This is a genomic window from Paenibacillus sp. FSL K6-2859, assembly GCF_038008265.1.
GTDB lineage: Bacteria > Bacillota > Bacilli > Paenibacillales > Paenibacillaceae > Paenibacillus_AQ > Paenibacillus_AQ nitricinens.
Genome location: NZ_JBBOYU010000001.1, coordinates 3874932 through 3891216, shown reverse-complemented (window position 1 = coordinate 3891216; position 16285 = coordinate 3874932). Strand labels below are relative to the sequence as shown.

28 protein-coding genes are annotated in these 16285 nt (G+C 40.6%); 26 read left to right on the top strand and 2 right to left on the bottom strand.

All coding sequences use genetic code 11. The annotated features are described in order from the left end of the window. Window positions 1-22: 22 nt before the first annotated feature. The 19 genes from MHB64_RS17385 to MHB64_RS17295 all read left to right on the top strand — a co-directional run bounded on the left by MHB64_RS17385 (window position 23) and on the right by MHB64_RS17295 (window position 9212). Window positions 23-799: a phage antirepressor KilAC domain-containing protein gene (locus MHB64_RS17385; RefSeq protein WP_341135016.1), complete on the top strand. Its 777-nt coding sequence runs from the start codon at window positions 23-25 to the stop codon at window positions 797-799. Between the two features lie 213 nt (window positions 800-1012). Continuing rightward, entirely contained in the window at window positions 1013-1531 is a 519-nt protein-coding gene (locus MHB64_RS17380) for a hypothetical protein (RefSeq protein ID WP_280787639.1), read from the top strand. Beyond that, window positions 1521-1919: a hypothetical protein gene (locus tag MHB64_RS17375; RefSeq protein ID WP_280787638.1), complete on the top strand. Its 399-nt coding sequence runs from the start codon at window positions 1521-1523 to the stop codon at window positions 1917-1919. The genes MHB64_RS17380 and MHB64_RS17375 overlap by 11 nt, the downstream gene beginning before the upstream one ends. Continuing rightward, on the top strand, window positions 1919-2242 hold the full coding sequence (locus MHB64_RS17370; protein WP_280787637.1) for a hypothetical protein: 324 nt from the start codon (window positions 1919-1921) through the stop codon (window positions 2240-2242). Before MHB64_RS17375 ends, MHB64_RS17370 begins: the two co-directional genes overlap by 1 nt. An 18-nt stretch (window positions 2243-2260) precedes the next feature. Beyond that, window positions 2261-3253: a Lin1244/Lin1753 domain-containing protein gene (locus MHB64_RS17365; RefSeq protein WP_341135015.1), complete on the top strand. Its 993-nt coding sequence runs from the start codon at window positions 2261-2263 to the stop codon at window positions 3251-3253. Beyond that, complete coding sequence (locus MHB64_RS17360) at window positions 3250-3417, top strand: hypothetical protein (RefSeq protein WP_341135014.1); 168 nt, start codon at window positions 3250-3252, stop codon at window positions 3415-3417. The genes MHB64_RS17365 and MHB64_RS17360 overlap by 4 nt, the downstream gene beginning before the upstream one ends. Continuing rightward, window positions 3411-3680, top strand: a complete 270-nt coding sequence (locus tag MHB64_RS17355) for a hypothetical protein (RefSeq protein ID WP_341135013.1) — start codon at window positions 3411-3413, stop codon at window positions 3678-3680. Before MHB64_RS17360 ends, MHB64_RS17355 begins: the two co-directional genes overlap by 7 nt. Further along, window positions 3677-3868: a hypothetical protein gene (locus MHB64_RS17350; protein ID WP_341135012.1), complete on the top strand. Its 192-nt coding sequence runs from the start codon at window positions 3677-3679 to the stop codon at window positions 3866-3868. The genes MHB64_RS17355 and MHB64_RS17350 overlap by 4 nt, the downstream gene beginning before the upstream one ends. Continuing rightward, entirely contained in the window at window positions 3822-4346 is a 525-nt protein-coding gene (locus MHB64_RS17345) for a Holliday junction resolvase RecU (RefSeq protein WP_341135011.1), read from the top strand. Before MHB64_RS17350 ends, MHB64_RS17345 begins: the two co-directional genes overlap by 47 nt. A 92-nt stretch (window positions 4347-4438) precedes the next feature. Continuing rightward, window positions 4439-4828, top strand: a complete 390-nt coding sequence (locus MHB64_RS17340) for a hypothetical protein (protein ID WP_076144262.1) — start codon at window positions 4439-4441, stop codon at window positions 4826-4828. Between the two features lie 2 nt (window positions 4829-4830). Further along, entirely contained in the window at window positions 4831-5538 is a 708-nt protein-coding gene (locus MHB64_RS17335) for a hypothetical protein (RefSeq protein ID WP_341135010.1), read from the top strand. Window positions 5539-5592: 54 nt separating this feature from the next. Beyond that, a complete protein-coding gene (locus MHB64_RS17330; RefSeq protein ID WP_341135009.1) occupies window positions 5593-5955 on the top strand; it encodes a hypothetical protein in 363 nt (120 codons plus the stop codon). After that, window positions 5927-6592 (top strand): HNH endonuclease, encoded by a 666-nt coding sequence (locus MHB64_RS17325; protein ID WP_341135008.1) that lies wholly within the window; start codon window positions 5927-5929, stop codon window positions 6590-6592. The genes MHB64_RS17330 and MHB64_RS17325 overlap by 29 nt, the downstream gene beginning before the upstream one ends. A gap of 49 nt (window positions 6593-6641) precedes the next feature. Continuing rightward, window positions 6642-6920: a LexA family protein gene (locus MHB64_RS17320; protein WP_341135007.1), complete on the top strand. Its 279-nt coding sequence runs from the start codon at window positions 6642-6644 to the stop codon at window positions 6918-6920. Between the two features lie 38 nt (window positions 6921-6958). Further along, window positions 6959-7645: a hypothetical protein gene (locus MHB64_RS17315; RefSeq protein WP_341135006.1), complete on the top strand. Its 687-nt coding sequence runs from the start codon at window positions 6959-6961 to the stop codon at window positions 7643-7645. Between the two features lie 53 nt (window positions 7646-7698). Beyond that, entirely contained in the window at window positions 7699-7869 is a 171-nt protein-coding gene (locus MHB64_RS17310) for a DUF6877 family protein (RefSeq protein ID WP_341135005.1), read from the top strand. A 5-nt stretch (window positions 7870-7874) separates the two neighbouring features. Then, window positions 7875-8285, top strand: coding sequence for a YopX family protein (locus MHB64_RS17305; RefSeq protein ID WP_341135004.1), 411 nt, complete (start codon window positions 7875-7877; stop codon window positions 8283-8285). Beyond that, window positions 8282-8746, top strand: a complete 465-nt coding sequence (locus tag MHB64_RS17300; protein ID WP_341135003.1) for a hypothetical protein — start codon at window positions 8282-8284, stop codon at window positions 8744-8746. The genes MHB64_RS17305 and MHB64_RS17300 overlap by 4 nt, the downstream gene beginning before the upstream one ends. Window positions 8747-8864: 118 nt before the next feature. After that, window positions 8865-9212, top strand: coding sequence for a hypothetical protein (locus tag MHB64_RS17295; protein ID WP_341135002.1), 348 nt, complete (start codon window positions 8865-8867; stop codon window positions 9210-9212). A 135-nt stretch (window positions 9213-9347) separates the two neighbouring features. On the opposite strand, the gene MHB64_RS17290 is transcribed toward MHB64_RS17295, so the two are convergent. Then, window positions 9348-9818: a DUF2716 domain-containing protein gene (locus tag MHB64_RS17290; RefSeq protein ID WP_341135001.1), complete on the bottom strand. Its 471-nt coding sequence runs from the start codon at window positions 9816-9818 to the stop codon at window positions 9348-9350. A 277-nt stretch (window positions 9819-10095) separates the two neighbouring features. Here MHB64_RS17290 and MHB64_RS17285 point away from each other — a divergent pair, with 277 nt between their 5' ends. From MHB64_RS17285 to MHB64_RS17270, 4 genes are all read left to right on the top strand, one after another. Next, window positions 10096-10503: a YopX family protein gene (locus MHB64_RS17285; protein ID WP_341135000.1), complete on the top strand. Its 408-nt coding sequence runs from the start codon at window positions 10096-10098 to the stop codon at window positions 10501-10503. A 13-nt stretch (window positions 10504-10516) separates the two neighbouring features. Next, window positions 10517-10738, top strand: coding sequence for a hypothetical protein (locus MHB64_RS17280; protein ID WP_341134999.1), 222 nt, complete (start codon window positions 10517-10519; stop codon window positions 10736-10738). A gap of 44 nt (window positions 10739-10782) precedes the next feature. Then, window positions 10783-11304, top strand: coding sequence for a sigma-70 family RNA polymerase sigma factor (locus tag MHB64_RS17275; protein ID WP_341134998.1), 522 nt, complete (start codon window positions 10783-10785; stop codon window positions 11302-11304). A gap of 158 nt (window positions 11305-11462) precedes the next feature. Continuing rightward, on the top strand, window positions 11463-12608 hold the full coding sequence (locus MHB64_RS17270) for a DUF3800 domain-containing protein (protein ID WP_280787621.1): 1146 nt from the start codon (window positions 11463-11465) through the stop codon (window positions 12606-12608). A 191-nt stretch (window positions 12609-12799) separates the two neighbouring features. Here the strand turns inward: MHB64_RS17270 and MHB64_RS17265 are convergent, their stop codons facing one another. Beyond that, window positions 12800-13600, bottom strand: a complete 801-nt coding sequence (locus MHB64_RS17265; protein ID WP_280787620.1) for a hypothetical protein — start codon at window positions 13598-13600, stop codon at window positions 12800-12802. A 238-nt stretch (window positions 13601-13838) separates the two neighbouring features. Between MHB64_RS17265 and MHB64_RS17260 the strand changes: the two genes are divergently transcribed. From MHB64_RS17260 to MHB64_RS17250, 3 genes are read left to right on the top strand one after another with little or no spacing between them, the layout of a single operon-like run. After that, window positions 13839-14132: a hypothetical protein gene (locus MHB64_RS17260; protein ID WP_280787619.1), complete on the top strand. Its 294-nt coding sequence runs from the start codon at window positions 13839-13841 to the stop codon at window positions 14130-14132. 58 nt (window positions 14133-14190) lie between these two features. Further along, on the top strand, window positions 14191-15048 hold the full coding sequence (locus MHB64_RS17255) for a terminase small subunit (protein ID WP_280787618.1): 858 nt from the start codon (window positions 14191-14193) through the stop codon (window positions 15046-15048). Next, the gene (locus MHB64_RS17250) at window positions 15041-16285 is read left to right on the top strand and encodes a PBSX family phage terminase large subunit (protein WP_341134997.1); all 1245 of its coding nucleotides are present in this window, start codon (window positions 15041-15043) and stop codon (window positions 16283-16285) included. The genes MHB64_RS17255 and MHB64_RS17250 overlap by 8 nt, the downstream gene beginning before the upstream one ends.

Here is a 16285-nt window from a genome sequence, read left to right as displayed (position 1 = left end):
CTACTAGAAAGGATGTGACAGCATGGATAACAGATTGCAAATATTTAATCATTCTGACTTTGGGGCTATTCGGACCGTGGATATTCTAGGGAAACCGCATTTTGTAGGGAACGATGTTGCTAGTGCGTTGGAATATTCTAGACCTTACGAGGCAATATCGACCCATTGCAAGGGGGCGGTAAGTTACCGTGTCCCTACAAATGGAGGAGATCAGGAAACGAGAGTGATTCCTGAAGGTGATATTTACCGTTTGATCGTTAAAGCCGCAGATCAATCACGTAGTCAGGTGATAAAAGCAAAGGCGGAAATGTTTGAACACTGGATATTCGATGAAGTGCTTCCATCCATACGGAACACAGGGATGTATGCTGCTGATGAGCTTCTAGATAACCCTGATTTACTGATTCAAGCAGCAACAAAACTAAAGGAAGAGCGTTCAGCACGGCGAGCTCTGGAGGCTAAGGTTAAAGAAGATCGTCCAAAGGTAGTTTTTGCGGAGGCGTTAGAGGTTTCTAAGGATTCAGTGCTTATAGCTGATTTAGCCAAGATCCTAAAGCAGAACGGAATTAATATCGGAGAAATCAGACTCTTTAAAGAACTGAGAGAGCGAGGATATCTAATTAAGTCCGGATCAGAATACAACATGCCAACACAACGATCCATGGAGCTGCAGATTATGGAAATTAAGGTTGGGCAGCGCGGAAGCGCCAGTGAAGGAATGAAGGTGACTCGTACCCCTAAGATCACGGGTAAGGGTATTGGTTACTTTATCAATAAATACAAAGGAGATTTATCATGAACAGAAAACAACGCATAAGAGTCTGTGGGAACCTGCAACAACTTATCGAAACGGCTCCTTCAACTAAACTTCGGGAACGGTATCGTAAGCAATATGTATCAACCGCAAGTCGTATAAATGAAAAACAGCCCACCGGGGTAGGAGCCGGGGAGCCAGTCACGCACATAACAAATTTAATTACAAGTAGTTTAACATGCAATGGGGGCGAACGCAATGATGATATCACATGCGGATATGTATCGTCCTTATGAAGGCAGCAATACACATCCTTATGCCGTACCATTTTACGATACCTATTTTCACGATCATGAAGAAGGAGTTGTATGGAGTAATTCGTATTTATCAGCAATTGTAGTGGTAATTGCATATTACCATCCTCAGACAGAGGTGGACTTTTCTAAAATCGAATTAACGACTGAACAAATGAGGGTTGTGGAATTAGCCAAGGAAATAAGAAGACGTAGGAACCTTCTTGATCGACATCATAATTTTTGTATTGATGTCCCTTTACATCATTACAAGATGGAAATGCAAAAGATGAAGGAACACCTAGCCTTTTTAGATGAGATTGAACCAAGAGTAAAAGTAAATCTCAAAGAATCATTATGTCCAGGATGTGAAGGGTTACTAAAGTCCGGCGAAAAAAATCTGCACTTACCTAATGGCAATGTATGCTGCAATTATGATTGTTATTCTATCATTCTAGCAAAAGAGCACGATCATGGACATTGATATCAAGCAGTATATCAAGGAAATCAAGACACTACGCGCCCAAGCTGATCAGTACGATGGGAATGCCCCGGGCGCGGACATTATGAAGATTGAACTACTGACTAAAGCACATATGCTCATGGGACGTGTGGCAGCTGTGAGAGAGGGTGAGTATTGGCGGATATATGCACTTCGTAAATCCACCTATGCTCGCGCCAAGATGGAACCAGGGCCCGGAGATAAAGAAACACGCGCTGAAATAGCTGTAGAGGAATTGAGAATGTTAGAGGCTGAAGCTATGGAAGAAAGAAAGATGTGGAAAAACGAGCATGAATCGCTGCTACAACAACTATTTGAACTACACCTTAAGGCTAACCGTGAGAATAGGACTCTAGGAGGTGGGCTTTGATGAAAGATGAATCTGCCATTAAGACTATACAAGTTACGGCCATTAGGAGACGTATTAGAATTCTCAAGGCTGAAATGGATAGAGGAACAAATCTTAGCCGGAATCGTGTGATTCAAATTGAAGGAGAAATTTCTGAGTTAAGACAGAAGTTAAAAGCTCTCAATAAAACACACCGTCCTAAACCTAAACACAAATCTCTTGGAAATTGCATTAACCCCAAGTGTCGCAAAAGAATAATGGTTGGACAATCAGTAGTCAAATACGGTCATTTGGGGCTGTGTTGTGATTTTAAGTGTCTGGTTGGTGCAATGAATGGAAGCTAATGAAAGGGGTCTGACATCATGGCAAGGCCATTAAAAGAAGGCCTAGACTATTTCCCGTTGGATATTGATTTCGATCAGGATGATAAATTGATCGTTCCAATAGCTAAATATGGAATGCAGGGACTCGGAGTTATCGTGAAAATTATGATGAATATTTACCGCAATGGATACTTTTATCCATGGGAGGAGCGTGAGCACTACGCCCTTTCTAGCAAGGTTAATGCTGACATTAACACGGTAAGAGAGATCGTAAATGAGTGCATTAACTGGGGATTCTTCAATGAAAATGTATACAAGAATTACAAGGTGTTGACATCAAGAGGGTTTCAGAAAAGGTATATTGAGGCAGCGAAAAGACGAAAAGAAGTAACTTTATTTGAAGGTCATTTACTCATTGATCCGTTAGAAGAAAGTAAGAAGGTATCACACTCAATCGTGATCGTCAGTGCTGAAAGTACACCAGTTAATGTTTACATTAATCCCGACAAACAAGGGAAAATGTTAGCAGAAAGTACACAAAGTAAAGTAAAGGAAAGTAAAGGAGAGGAAAGTAAAGAAAAAGAAAATGATATAAAACCAGCAGATCTAGTGGTGCCGCTGCCAGTTAATCCGTTCCGGATGTTTGAAGCTGAAGGCTTTGGCACAATCAGTTCTGTGATATCTGATCAGATTACTGATTTTATAAATGACTATGGTGAAAGATGGCTATGCGAGGCAATGCGAACTTCGATAATTGCAGGCAAGCGAAATCTTAGTTATGTTCGTGCCATTCTGAAACGATGGAAATCTGAAGGTATAGACGAACCATGGACAAAAGAAAAAGATATACGAAGCAATGCTGCCAGTAATGGATATAGGAATGGTCGGGGTGGACAAAGCGGGAAACCACAAATTGAAATTACTAAGAACCCTGTTGCTCCTCCTACTCAAGAGGAAATCGAACTTCATGAGAAGTCAATGGCTGAACTTCTTGAAAAAAGAAAACGAGCTGAGGAGGAAAAAAATCGATGAACTTTCTAAACTGGAAGACTGACACAGAGCTTCAACAGATAATCAACAATGATTCTCTCGACTATGACATACGCATCCACGCTACTAAAGAACTCATAGCTAGAGAGAAAATAAAAAAACTTATAATGCTGCTCGTCGATCGCAAGCGTGTAAAGGTATGGTGACTATGACTCCTGCTGAAAGACGAAAAGAATACTTACTAAATGAATTCGATAGAATCTTTGAACCCTTGGAATACCGACTGTTTGAACATCTAGCGGCAGCTGATCATATCGTAGCTAAAATTATCTCAGAGGCATCAACTGCAGGTGTTGGGTTATCAACTAGTCAAAAAGTTGTACGGGCCAAGATTGAAGACATGATTGACCAAATAGCCGAGAAACGTGAATTAGAATCTCCGACAAGAAGGAGGAAAGAACTGAAATGACACATTACGAGGTAGGTAAGAAATATAAGAAAATCGTAACCGTTGCAAAAATGTACGAGGGTCTGCCAAGCGTACTTGTGATCGATGACAAGCGATATGTTTTCGATCCGCCGCGTCCAGACGGAAAAGGGGGGCTAAAAGATGGTAGGACAAGGAAACCGCGGGGCGGCGTTCGAAAATCTGATTAATTACACAAATGAATCATATGAACATCGGGGAGTAGCGGTTATCAATAAACGATCAACCCCAGTAAAGGTAACAAAAAGTAAAGGAACAAAGGTACTCGCTGGATTCTTTGAGGCAAAATCAACTGTTGACTATGATGGGATTTATCGTGGAAGAGCTATCTTTTTTGAAGCAAAGTCAATTCAAGAACTTGATCGATTTGACCTAAAGATGGTTGAGGATCATCAATATGATCATCTGGATAAGTGTCATAAGTTTGGCGCACTATGCTTCGTCTTAGTAGAGTTTAGAAAACAACGTAAAACATATCTCCTACCCTTTACAGCATTACGTGCATACAAGGTTGAGGCTTCCAGAGGTGGCCGCAAAAGCATGACGTTGGATAACTTCGAGATTGACGCATTTGAAGTTAGGACAGGCCGTGTCCCTCTTGATTATTTGGCTGCAGTAGATAAAATCTGGTTTGCGGAAACGGCATAGACCCCGAGTATGACAGGGGATCGGGCACCGCCATAACTAAAAACAGAACTGGTGTACCTATTAATACAAATATTAGAAATGGAGTTGAATGCATGAAGACAAATATTGATATCGGAACTTTGGCAAATGGAGCTGTTGGAGAACGAATAAATCTAGAACTTCAAAAAGTTGCCGAGAACGTACAAGACCCGAATACAGATTGGAAGAAAGCTCGAAAGGTGACTATAACAATCACTCTAAAGCCTGATGAAGAACGTGAAATAGCCTTGGTTAGTGCAGATATCAAAACAACCTTGGCTCCTGCTCACGGAATTGCTACAAAACTGATATTTGGAATGGAAAAGGACGGTAATGTAGTTGCTGCTGAGCTTGCTTCGGGAATGAAAAATCAGATGATGATTGACAATGACGGTGATCTAGCAGACGACAAAGGACAAAAAGTATCATATTTGGAACGCAAACAAGCACAAGGGGGCAAATAATTATGATCAAAGAAGCATTGCAATATCTAATCGGACTAGGTAAACAAGAAACAATACGTGAAAATGGTCAAACATTTTCCAATCAACCACTCACTTTACTGAGACAACCAACACCAACAGCTCTTACGGTTCGGAGTCTTTCGGGGTTTGTTGATTATCTGAAGTCTGAATACGATAAACCTGGTGCCCTTATGGTGCAAATAGAAAGTCCAACGAAGGTTACGGCGTTTAGTAGTTTTAATAATGATCAGGTTCGGAAGACATATATTGAGGCTGAAGCGTTGTTACCTACTATCCGATTTGGAAATTGGACGGATGTAGAAGAATTCAACATTCAACTGCAATCTTTATTTCATCCAAATGATACCCGCGCTGATCTGTTGAGGGTTGTCGGTAACATCAAAGAAGAGGCTGTACAATCTTTTGGTGATGATGGAGTTTCGCAACAGGTCACCGCTAAGACAGGTGTTGCTACAGTTGCCACGGTTCCCGTTCCTAACCCAGCGACACTCTTGCCTTACCGAACTTTTATTGAAGTGCAACAACCAGAGTCTTTGTTTGTTTTCCGAATGAAAAATGGACCATATGCTGCATTATTTGAGGCAGACGGTGGAGCGTGGAAGGTCGAGGCAATGGATACGATTAAAGAATATCTGCAGGAGTCATTGAAGGAAGAAATAGAATCAGGGAAGATCGTTCTTATCGCTTAATACACTCATACTGGGGCGGCTTCGGCTGCCCCGTCTTATAAGGAGTGAACTTGAATGCCAAACGCTAAGGGATGGCGCACAAGAAACGAAATGATGGATACAGGCGCGGCCTGCTTTATACCTGATGCTCCTGGGGCATTAACAGGTAGATGGCAAGGTTCACCGCCAGAAGATGGAATTATGCTCACTCGCGGTCGTTGTGCTGAACTTGGCGCACCAGTGAAAGATAGAGAATATCCGGTTGTCTTCATTTATCGCGTTCAAACTAAGGATGATTATAGGTATGTACCTTTTTACCATAGACAAGCTCACGAAATTAATCGAAAGAAAACAAACTACTTGGAAGAAAGAGTACTTCAACGGAGAGAAAACGAGGAGGTGGGTAAAGGTGACCCATCAGACATTTTGGAAGCCTAAGAAGGAAGAGAAGCCTAAGAAGACAAATAGCCTAGGGAAACGCAAGAAGGAGAAAAAAGAGGTATCTCCTTTGAAGCAAAAGATATTTGCAGATCATAAACCCGGTAAAAGCTCAGCGAGCAGAGCGGAGTTTCCGCCTAACATAGTTAAAGAATTGATAACAGAAACGGATGGTATCTGCCAGCAATGCTTATCAGCGCCTGGAACAACCACCCATCACGTTTGGCCGCGTGGTCGAAAAGGAAGAGGAGTGAAAACCAACGGAATTCGATTCTGTGGAGGTTGCCACGACATCGTGCAAATAACTCCGGAATTACTGCAATATTGGATTGATGTGTTTCGGGAACGACACGGTGAATACTTTTGGTTTGATGAACAAGATTGGAACGAACACAATCACAAACTAAATAAGCAGTTGGAGTTAGAAAAGGCAAAAGAGGAACGACTGCAGGAGATAGAACCTTTGGCTGATTTAATCATGACGGCTGCTGGCAGGGATCTCCGAGCAAAAGAAATTAGATTCCTGGAATCATTAGAAACCAAGGATCTAAATACCTTCACAGCAATGTTTACTGATGCTCTTAATGGCTATGCTTCTCAGGGATCCTATCATCCAAATGACCGATTTGAAGATTAGTTAATTCTTATAACAACCAATAAAAGTTATTCTAGATAGGGGGTTGAAGATGGAATTTATTTCGAAAAAGCAGCAAGCAATCATCAACTTTATTGATAAATTCTCATTTGAATTCCAATATCCGCCCAGTATACGGGAAATTGGAGCAGCCATGGGCCACCAGTCAATATCGACAACTCACGGTTTTATTGGACGCTTGGAGAAAAAAAATCTTTTGTCCTGGAAGAGGCATCAACCAAGGACCATTGTGCTTACCAGAAAAGGGATGAATCAGGTAACTAAGGCAAGGGCATCTGAAATAATCGTCCAGGCTGAAGAACTGGCATAGTAAATAAAGGGGCATAGCCCCATAAGGAGAAAAAAACGATGAGTATGGATATGAACGCAATCATTAATGATAAATTGGCCGAACTTAACGCTGAAGGGTATGTAGAAAAAATTATTAAAAAGCAGCTTGAAGACACAATTAAGGATGTTGTTGAAGACTCTTTGAGAAGCTGGAGCGATTTCGGCAAGGGATTGAAAGAAGCCGTAAAAAATCAGCTACAGATTAATCTTGAGCAATTGGATATTCCATCTTATAACCACGTGATTCTCGATGCTATCAAAGCAGAACTGGAAAGATCTGTTCATGATGTTGGTGTTGCCAAAATGCAGGAACAGTTGCAGGAGTTACTGGGAACAAAGCAAGAGTCAATTAATTTCTCTGAAATCATCAAAGAAATGGTTGAGGATGAACTCAAACTTGGGGAACTCGAGTATGAGGATTATAAAGAGATCACGGTCCATGCAGATAAAAATTACAGCACACTCGCCTTCATTTACTTTGACCCACAACCCGATCAACCTAATTATCGCTGTAAATACCGCCTTGTTCTTGATGCAGACGGAAGCGTCAACAGCGTACAGATTTCCGACAAGACATTTGATAAGAAAGCAATTATGGGCGGTCTGCACGGACTTGAAGCAACGCTGTTTAAACTTTACACGCATGGCACGAAGGTCATTATGGATGACTATGAAACAGAGTTTAGCAACCCTGAATATGAGTAAGCAATCTTGAGAGAGGATTAACCACCCTCTTTCCTATATAGGAGCTGAAGAGTTTGAACCCCTTGGAAGAGATTACAAAGATAGCTCATCTGCTGCCTCTGAAAGTGTTACAGGACATAAATACCCGAATAGGCGATTGGTTGGCTTCTGGAGGCAATGAGACCGATCTATATATCCATCAGCAATTGAGATTCGCTAAAAGATTTATTGAAGGGGAGGCATAACCAGTATGAGCAGATCTATTAAGTTTCGCGGTAAGTCGAAAGAAACAGGCCAATGGGTATATGGAGGTCTGGTGCAGGTGAGTAGCACCGGATCTTTGGCAATAGCTACTTTAGACAATAAAGGACACCTTAAGCTGCATGAAATTATCAAGGGGACTGAGGGGCAATACAGCGGCTTAAATGACCGGAATGACCTTGAGATCTATGAGAGAGATATATGTAAAGCCGAAGAAATGTTATTCCCCCTTTCCGGTACTCGGACAGGGATCGTGAAGTATCATGATGGTTCGTTTCTGCTTGAAAATATGGACGGCAAAGACGGAGACTACCTGTTTAGTGAAACGGCTGAAACTACGGTCATAGGAAACATTCACGACAACCCGGAATTGCTCGGGGGAGAGGCGGCGAATTCATGACACCAGAACGGATAGAAGAGATCAAACATTATTTCACGGATGAGCAGTTAGACGAAATGAGTCGTGAGTATCGGACAATGCCCACAGATGGCGAAGGATATGCCATTGAACCAGAGTATGAAGGGATGGTAGCGCGTGGAAATATCGTAAAACTAGTATCTGATGTTAAAACTGCGAGGGCTGCTCTAGAAGAGTCACAACAACGTAATGGGAAACTTGAATTGTATGTTAAGTCACTTGAATTTAACCGCGAGGATACTCAAAAACGTGCTAATGAGAAGTTAAGGGAACGCGACACTGAGTTAGGAGAGGCACAGCAGACCATAGCCCGGCAACAACAAACATGGAAAAAATTACGGGATGTTGTGAGCACTAATGCAACTGGTAGTAGCGGCGAAGTAATTAATGATTACGACATTATGTTAAATATCATGGACGAACTGGAAGGTGGGGAGTCATGACACAATTCTGTCCACGGTGCGGATTTGAAACGGAGAACACGATACCAGACAACAATGGAAATGAAGAAGGACTCCTTTGTAATGACTGTGTATCTGAGTTAACAGGGGAGGTACAGTCATGACACAGTTACAGGTACAGACACTAAGCAATCAGGAGCTTAACTTAGCGCTCTCCGTGATGATGGGATATACGATAGATAAAAAACGACCTGGAAGGTTCTTGAGCGGAAACATTTCATCAATGCCTAGTAGTTACTGCACAGACCCTGCCGCCTCTCTAGAGGTACAGGCAAAGGCTATAGAAGTAGATCATGAGGACTACTTGCTTAAACTGATGGACGTTGTATACGGCGGTTACGTAGCTGTTTCGTCTGAAAGAATCACAGGACTATTCACCGCCACTCCCCGACAGAGGGCAGAGGCTGCATATATGACACTACAGTCATACCAAGTAGATAAGCAGTAGACGCAAACTGCTCAATAGTGAGTTCTAAAAAGAGCCCGTTTTTAGGGCTCCAATATACAAACCAACAGTTGTCTTAAACTGATAAATAAAGTCCGAAACTACTATTGGTTTATTGAACTAACGTTTCCCTTTAATTTAACCTCTTCTGATTATATTACCAAAGATAGCAGGTTTGTTATTTGCAAATTCCTGTATCAAATCCTTATTTATTAGAGTGACGGAGTTCTCCCATGGATGAGCGAAATAACACCATCTTAAATCCTTAGGAAAAAAGATGTAATAATCCCCATTAGGGTAGAAGGGAATAGTCCATTCCCGCTCTCCGTTTGGTAGATGCGGGTTGAACCAAAAACATTCATGCTGCCAATCCAATGCAAAAATATATTCATCTCTATGAATCAAACTTTTAAATACATGCCTGCATCTCTCTTCGAAATCTGATGTAGCATCCCAGGTACCTGTTAAAGAGAACGTTATAAATTCTTCTTCTAATACGGTAATGCTTGGCCAATCGTCTGATTTTGTACTTGGAAAGAAACTGAATTTGTTTTCAAATAAATCCCATGCTTTGCGATATTCTCTATCCGTTAACTCAATCCAATTCATATAAGCCTCCAATTATCGGCTAGTCGCACTTACGCAAACAAGTATAACAAAGAATTCTGGATCAACACTGCGTTATCCTGCTTGTTAGCTTGATGAGGCGCCCGCCAGTCTAATACTTTATTTTTACAGAAATGTTTTGGTAGATGATGCACATTACGAAGATACAGGGACAGAGAGGGTTAATAGCCTCCTCTCCCAAAAGGAGGATATAAGAGATAGTTTGGCTGTACTGAACTTATAAGGGGGCTGAGACCCCAATCAAAGGAGACGATACTCGATGGGCAGAGTACCGAAATACAGAGCGTGGTATAAGCCGAAAGGCGTTATGATCGAACCCGAAAATCTGGTAATGATCAACTTCTACACTAAAGTATTGGGCGTATACATGGAAATGGACGGAAAGGGATACCACGTTCTGAGGATGTCAGACTTCGAACTATTAGAGTACACCGGATTAAAGGACATTAACGATCAGGAGATTTATGAAGGGGACTTTCTACGGATACCAGACCTTTATGAGACTCCAGAAAATACAAGCACAACGTACCATACATCAGTAGTTGATTTCGAAGAATTTGGTTTTCGAGTAGGCGGCAGCCAATTGTGTGATGATTACCAATATATTTCTGATGAATGTGAAGTATACGGCAACATCTACGAGAATCCAGAACTAATAGAGGTATAAGGGGGAGAAGAGGATGAAATACAGGGACACTCAAAATGCATTGAGAGCCGGCCATAGACAGTTTATCTTTACTGCAAGCCCGGGCTTACCTGTAGAAGTATTGAAATGGGGACCGACCTGGGTGAGATTTAAGGATGCATATAACACGTATCCAATCAGCACAAACATGAAGATGTTTTCTATGATGGTGGAATGTATTTATACAGAAAAAAGCCCTGATGCGTCAGGGCAATAGCAGCTTTTATCCTCGACCAAATTATACCACAAAGGGGAATGAGGATGAACATCGCAAATAGTAAGGCTCCTGTAGTAAAGGTAACGGACTTAGGTCCAGCAACTGCCCTAAACTATCAACTCTCCCTCAAAGGCGCGGAGCGAGCATATAGGAAGGCTGACGCTGATGATAAGAAGGTTATCTCAGGTATGAAATCAGATTGCGAGTTTGCCATTGAGTGGCTGTCTACAGGACGGCGACCAGGTAATAAGAGAGGTATAGAACGGCGAGCTGGATATGAGCGCGAAGTACTACTTGATCCAATACGAATGCAGGCTTTCGCTAGTGATTCAAAGGCGGGAAGCCCGGCCAATCTTTCAGACGAACAACGGTTCCAACTAGAATATGCACTTAATCAATTAAGCGAGCGGGAACGAGAATGCTATACATTAGCACATGGTCAATGCTTTCCACATTCTGAGATAGCCAAGATGCTCGGGATTACTTACGGGAGTGTGAGTGAATATGTGCAGCGAGCCCAGCGAAAGATTAGTGACATAGTAGATAACTCTTTGTTTTTTATCTAGATTACACTATATAGAAATATATAAAAGCTATCAGCGATAATATGTTGATAGCTTTTATATATGGAAATTTAATGTATTTTCCAAAGTTTAACAGGAAAAAATAACATGTTATGCTACTATTGTCCTAAATGCAGTATTATTCGACGGGAGTGGTTAAGATGAGCAAAGATATATTGAGAGATTTACAACCAGAGAGTAGCGAGGAGGCACCAGAAAAAAATGAAAAAAAGAAGCTTTCGAAAGAGGAACGTCGACAAAAGGAGATGAGTAACCTTAATAACGCTTTAGCAAGCGGGAATTTGACTACTCTAATTTCAAAAGTAGCCTCTATTTTGAATAGGTTTGAAGAGACCAGAAATTCAGATATGGCGCTTAAAATAAAGTATTGGGAGATATTCGAAGGGTTTACAGGAAACTTTGTGGATGTTAGTCAGATGTTCAAACTAACAAGAGATACATCAATTTCTAGGGCACGCGCTAAAATTCAAAATGAATATAAGCTTTATCAAGCTAATGATAGAATAAAAGCATATAGAAATGATAAGGAAGAATTAGAAAAAGAAATTCAACTCTCAACCAAACCTGGAACTCCTAGTATTACTCTTTATACCGACGAAAGCGGAAAAAGTAACGCCGATAAATACATGATTATTGGCGGTCTTTGGATTTTGGAGAGTGATAGGGTTGCATCGTTACATAGGCACTTTGCTGAATGGCGTTCAGAAAGAAAGAATGAAAGAAATATGCCTAAAGAGTTTCATTTTACCGAGATGCGAGGTGGACAATTACAGCACTACAAGGATTTTTTCTCAGAAATGATATCAATGTCTGATATGTTAAGTTTGAAGGCAGTTGTTTTTGATAGAACCAGTAGTAAGTTTAAATCCATTGATGAGATGATATATGCACTATATTATCAGCATGTCCATCATGGTGTTCAACATGAAGTCAATTCAGGAAGAATAACATTGCCCAGAACGGTTAACTTTTGGAAGGATCAGGAGATTGGTGCCGATAACCTCTTTATGAATGAATTAGAACAACATCTTGTCACACACTTTGAGGGATACTTTAAAAAGAACTTGACTCTCAATACATTCAGCGCGATTGATTCAAAATGGAGTACATTAATTCAGCTCGCTGACTTATATACAGGGTGCATAAATAGGGCAATAAACTCACCTAAAGACGTAGTGAAAAATCATAAAGATGAATTTGCAGAGTTTGTCTTTGATATTCTTAATCTGGATTTAAGTGATCTCAAAAATCAAGAACAAGACATGGCAATGATTCATTATATATAAACTGTGAGCCGCCTTAGAGTAGGCTGTTTTTGTCTAGTAAACGCCCACTGTATATAGGAGGAACCTATTACATAAGGTTCCTTTATAGCGAATATGCATCATAAAGGGACCCAAATCCCATTATCGCGGTATATAGGATATTCGATCGGTATGTTGCTACTTATTAAGGTTGAGTTAGCGCATGCCGATTATTAATTATCAGGGTGTATTATGTACGAAAAACTCCAATTTCCTTTATCCAGAACGGCTATACTGTATACTTCTGTTTTTCTTATAGGGGGATTACCAACAGAATCTATATACTCATAGGTAACTTTAATTAAAGTTGGATTTTTATTGCTAGCTTTAGTGCTGATAATCTTAAATTGGTATTTGTCTTTTATCTCATTCAATTTTTCATCAAGAACATTTTGTGGATCTGTAATTGATCCACGCATTATCGCGAAGTCAATTACTACTTCATGTTCCAAACTGTTTATATTGTGTTCAAATGTCATTGGTTGTCCAATTAGTTGCTTTACATGTGCTAAATATTCGATATATTCACTATAATATTGCTTTTCTAAGTAGTAAAAACATTGATTAATATATTCATATAATGACTTATCATTGTAGTCTGCTGATTCATCATTAAACTGAGAATCAAAATCATCCTCCTCTAAATAGCTATAAGGTTCAAGTAAGGATCTTAAATTCATTATTTCACTTTCAGTAAAGAATTGTTTGTTTTTAAATTTTTCATCAAACTCTTTTACAATTTCTTTAGAAATTTTAAGCAAGTCTTTACTAACATATCTTTCATATTTCGAAGACAGGTCAAGTGTAAAAGTCAAATCCGAGGTATTCTCGACTTGTGCTGGTAATTCTACTCCTTTTATATCAGCTACCACTTGGAGACTCTTTTGATGAAATGCTTGTAATGGGGAACATCCAGTTGCAATTATTATTGATGAAGTAGTGGAAATGATAAGCAAAGCATTTTTTAATTTCATAGAAAAGATAACTCCCTTTTATGTAAAATAATAAAAAAGACATAGGTCCTACTAGTTTAACATCATTAGTAGGAAAAATGTACCAGTATTATAGTTTAAGATAAAAGAATGGAAACCTTTGATTTCTCTTTAACTCCAAAAGCTGCAGAGGTGACGACGAAGTGAGGTACATGGGTAAATAGTAGCAGGAAAATACTTCCTTTACGTCGAAATATGATGTCGAAGGGAGGTGGAAATATTGTTAGAGGAATTAATAAGTCAGGGGCAAGCATTTACTGAAGAAGTGAGCGGACTTGTAGGGACCCAAAGTCTTTCAATTGAGATAGAAAAGTGGGCTTCCCAATCTGTCATGTATCTCAATAAGGAAATTAAAGTTGATGCTGTGACTGATCGAGTGAATAGTGCTTATAAGACTCTGAATGTTAATGCTCATATGAAGCACTCACAAATTCTTGGTGCATTACTTGCTGCTAAAGAAATAAAGGATAAGCATAATGATTTTGCCAAAAAAATATGGGACATGAACAAATAGTGAGAGCGCCTTCGGGCGTTTTTTTTAGTGTCTTAAATACGGAGGTGGTGATAATGTAATGCCAAGAGCACGCGATCCAAACCGTGACCGCGCACTAGAGATATGGCGTGAACACGGTGGGGAAATAACAAACAGGCAGATAGCGGAGCAACTGGACATTGACGAAAAGAAGGTAGCGGTCTGGAAGCAACGTGACAAATGGAGTGTTGTACAACAATCATCAAATAACGTTGTACAACAGCCAAAGAAGAATGTTGTACAACAAAATAAACCAAAGTCCAGTAAACAGAATAAAGAGGTGGCTCGGGGCGATCCGCCGGAAGTAGAAGCTGAGCTAACTGATAAGCAAAGAATGTTTGTCCTTGAATATATGCGAGACTTCAACGCAACTAGAGCTGCATTAGCTGCCGGTTATTCAAAGAGAGCAGCTTATTCCATTGGATGGGAAAACCTGAGGAAACCTGAAGTTCAGGCAGAAATCACAAGGTTGAAGGATCAGATGGTTGGTGAGCTTGGGTTGAGCGTTCATCGGGTCATAGCCGAGTACCTTAAAATCGCATTTGCTGATACTACTGATTACGTAGACTTCGGTACCACGGAAGAGCCAGTAATCGGTATAGATGGACCTACTTATGATGAAGAGGGCGACCCGGTAACCAAAACAGTTAGTTTTGTTCACTTTAAGTCAGCTTATGAGGTAGACGGTACGTTAATTAGTGAAGTGAAACAAGGACGTGATGGTGTAAGCATCAAGTTTTACGATAAGATGCGAGCACTGAAAGAGCTGGAGAAGTACCTAGGTTATATGGATGAAGAAACTAAGCTTCGCGTTCAGAAAATGCAGCTTGAGGTTACGGCTATCAGTAAAACGGTAGAATCAGAGGTTGTATTCATAAAGGATGATCTCCATGAGTAAAGTTATTAGCTTACAGGAGACCGTCGGCAAGGGATACGCAAAGTTTTGGCATTTTAAAGGACGTTATCGAGTAGTCAAAGGCGGTCGGGGTTCGAAAAAAAGCGTAACAGCCGCTTTATCTATTATTGCCAAAATGATGGAATACCCATTAGCCAATACTTTAGTTCTACGTAAGACGTTCAATACTCATAAAGACTCCACCTGGGCACAGCTTAAATGGGCAGCTAATAGGTTGGGGGTAGCAAACAAGTGGCAATTCAAGAAATCGCCACTAGAAGCTATATATAAGCCAACAGGACAAAAGATATTGTTCCGTGGTCTTGATGATCCGATGTCAATCACCTCTATTACGGTGGACACCGGCTATTTGTGCTGGGCGTGGTTTGAAGAAGCCTATCAGATTCTTAACGAAGATGATTTCGATAAGGTGGATATGTCTATTCGTGGTCTGTTGCCAGAAGGGTACTATAAGCAGCTGACGATAACCTTTAACCCTTGGAATGAAAAGCATTGGTTGAAACATCGCTTCTTCGATACCGAGAACCCAGATACATTCGTGGATACTACAACTTACCGCTGTAATGAGTTCCTAGGAGACGAGGACCGCAAACTATTTGAGTGGATGAAGAAGTATAAACCAAAGCGTCATAGGGTAGAGGGTTACGGAGATTGGGGTATTGCTGAGGGTGCTATATATGAAGACTGGCGGGAAGAAGAGTTTGATTACCGAGCTATTGCCAAGCAAAAGGGTTACAGGGCAGTGTTTGGACTCGACTTTGGTTATACGAATGACCCTACTGCTCTTGTATGCGCTCTGGTTAACAAAGAGGAGAAGAAGCTGTATATCTTCGATGAACACTATGAGCATGGCATGCTGAACGATGATATTGCCGATATGCTGAAAGAAAAGGGCTACTCTAAGGAGCGTATCATTGCGGATTCCTCAGAGCCAAAATCCATCGCTGAAATCCGCGGTTTCGGGATTGGTAGGATTAGAGCCGCTGAAAAAGGCGGGGATAGCATCAAGGTTGGTATTCAGACCATTCAGCAGTATGAAATCATCGTTCATAAATTCAAATGTCCGAATGTCAGCATAGAGCTATCAAGCTATGTATGGGAACAGAATAAAGCTGGGAAGTTCACCAAAAAGCCAGTTGATGACTTTAACCATGCTATGGATGCGTTGCGTTATGCCATGGAACAAATCCGTAAGCCTGATGCATTCTCATTTGATTAA

What these genes read in the sequence shown, in the direction of transcription:
- MHB64_RS17385 (WP_341135016.1), top strand. Translation starts at nt 23, where the DNA reads ATGGATAACAGATTGCAAATATTTAATCATTCTGACTTTGGGGCTATT.
- MHB64_RS17380 (WP_280787639.1), top strand. Translation starts at nt 1,013, where the DNA reads ATGATGATATCACATGCGGATATGTATCGTCCTTATGAAGGCAGCAAT.
- MHB64_RS17375 (WP_280787638.1), top strand. Translation starts at nt 1,521, where the DNA reads ATGGACATTGATATCAAGCAGTATATCAAGGAAATCAAGACACTACGC.
- MHB64_RS17370 (WP_280787637.1), top strand. Translation starts at nt 1,919, where the DNA reads ATGAAAGATGAATCTGCCATTAAGACTATACAAGTTACGGCCATTAGG.
- MHB64_RS17365 (WP_341135015.1), top strand. Translation starts at nt 2,261, where the DNA reads ATGGCAAGGCCATTAAAAGAAGGCCTAGACTATTTCCCGTTGGATATT.
- MHB64_RS17360 (WP_341135014.1), top strand. Translation starts at nt 3,250, where the DNA reads ATGAACTTTCTAAACTGGAAGACTGACACAGAGCTTCAACAGATAATC.
- MHB64_RS17355 (WP_341135013.1), top strand. Translation starts at nt 3,411, where the DNA reads ATGGTGACTATGACTCCTGCTGAAAGACGAAAAGAATACTTACTAAAT.
- MHB64_RS17350 (WP_341135012.1), top strand. Translation starts at nt 3,677, where the DNA reads ATGACACATTACGAGGTAGGTAAGAAATATAAGAAAATCGTAACCGTT.
- MHB64_RS17345 (WP_341135011.1), top strand. Translation starts at nt 3,822, where the DNA reads ATGGTAGGACAAGGAAACCGCGGGGCGGCGTTCGAAAATCTGATTAAT.
- MHB64_RS17340 (WP_076144262.1), top strand. Translation starts at nt 4,439, where the DNA reads ATGAAGACAAATATTGATATCGGAACTTTGGCAAATGGAGCTGTTGGA.
- MHB64_RS17335 (WP_341135010.1), top strand. Translation starts at nt 4,831, where the DNA reads ATGATCAAAGAAGCATTGCAATATCTAATCGGACTAGGTAAACAAGAA.
- MHB64_RS17330 (WP_341135009.1), top strand. Translation starts at nt 5,593, where the DNA reads ATGCCAAACGCTAAGGGATGGCGCACAAGAAACGAAATGATGGATACA.
- MHB64_RS17320 (WP_341135007.1), top strand. Translation starts at nt 6,642, where the DNA reads ATGGAATTTATTTCGAAAAAGCAGCAAGCAATCATCAACTTTATTGAT.
- MHB64_RS17315 (WP_341135006.1), top strand. Translation starts at nt 6,959, where the DNA reads ATGAGTATGGATATGAACGCAATCATTAATGATAAATTGGCCGAACTT.
- MHB64_RS17305 (WP_341135004.1), top strand. Translation starts at nt 7,875, where the DNA reads ATGAGCAGATCTATTAAGTTTCGCGGTAAGTCGAAAGAAACAGGCCAA.
- MHB64_RS17300 (WP_341135003.1), top strand. Translation starts at nt 8,282, where the DNA reads ATGACACCAGAACGGATAGAAGAGATCAAACATTATTTCACGGATGAG.
- MHB64_RS17295 (WP_341135002.1), top strand. Translation starts at nt 8,865, where the DNA reads ATGACACAGTTACAGGTACAGACACTAAGCAATCAGGAGCTTAACTTA.
- MHB64_RS17290 (WP_341135001.1), bottom strand. Translation starts at nt 9,818, where the DNA reads ATGAATTGGATTGAGTTAACGGATAGAGAATATCGCAAAGCATGGGAT.
- MHB64_RS17285 (WP_341135000.1), top strand. Translation starts at nt 10,096, where the DNA reads ATGGGCAGAGTACCGAAATACAGAGCGTGGTATAAGCCGAAAGGCGTT.
- MHB64_RS17280 (WP_341134999.1), top strand. Translation starts at nt 10,517, where the DNA reads ATGAAATACAGGGACACTCAAAATGCATTGAGAGCCGGCCATAGACAG.
- MHB64_RS17275 (WP_341134998.1), top strand. Translation starts at nt 10,783, where the DNA reads ATGAACATCGCAAATAGTAAGGCTCCTGTAGTAAAGGTAACGGACTTA.
- MHB64_RS17270 (WP_280787621.1), top strand. Translation starts at nt 11,463, where the DNA reads ATGAGCAAAGATATATTGAGAGATTTACAACCAGAGAGTAGCGAGGAG.
- MHB64_RS17265 (WP_280787620.1), bottom strand. Translation starts at nt 13,600, where the DNA reads ATGAAATTAAAAAATGCTTTGCTTATCATTTCCACTACTTCATCAATA.
- MHB64_RS17255 (WP_280787618.1), top strand. Translation starts at nt 14,191, where the DNA reads ATGCCAAGAGCACGCGATCCAAACCGTGACCGCGCACTAGAGATATGG.
- MHB64_RS17250 (WP_341134997.1), top strand. Translation starts at nt 15,041, where the DNA reads ATGAGTAAAGTTATTAGCTTACAGGAGACCGTCGGCAAGGGATACGCA.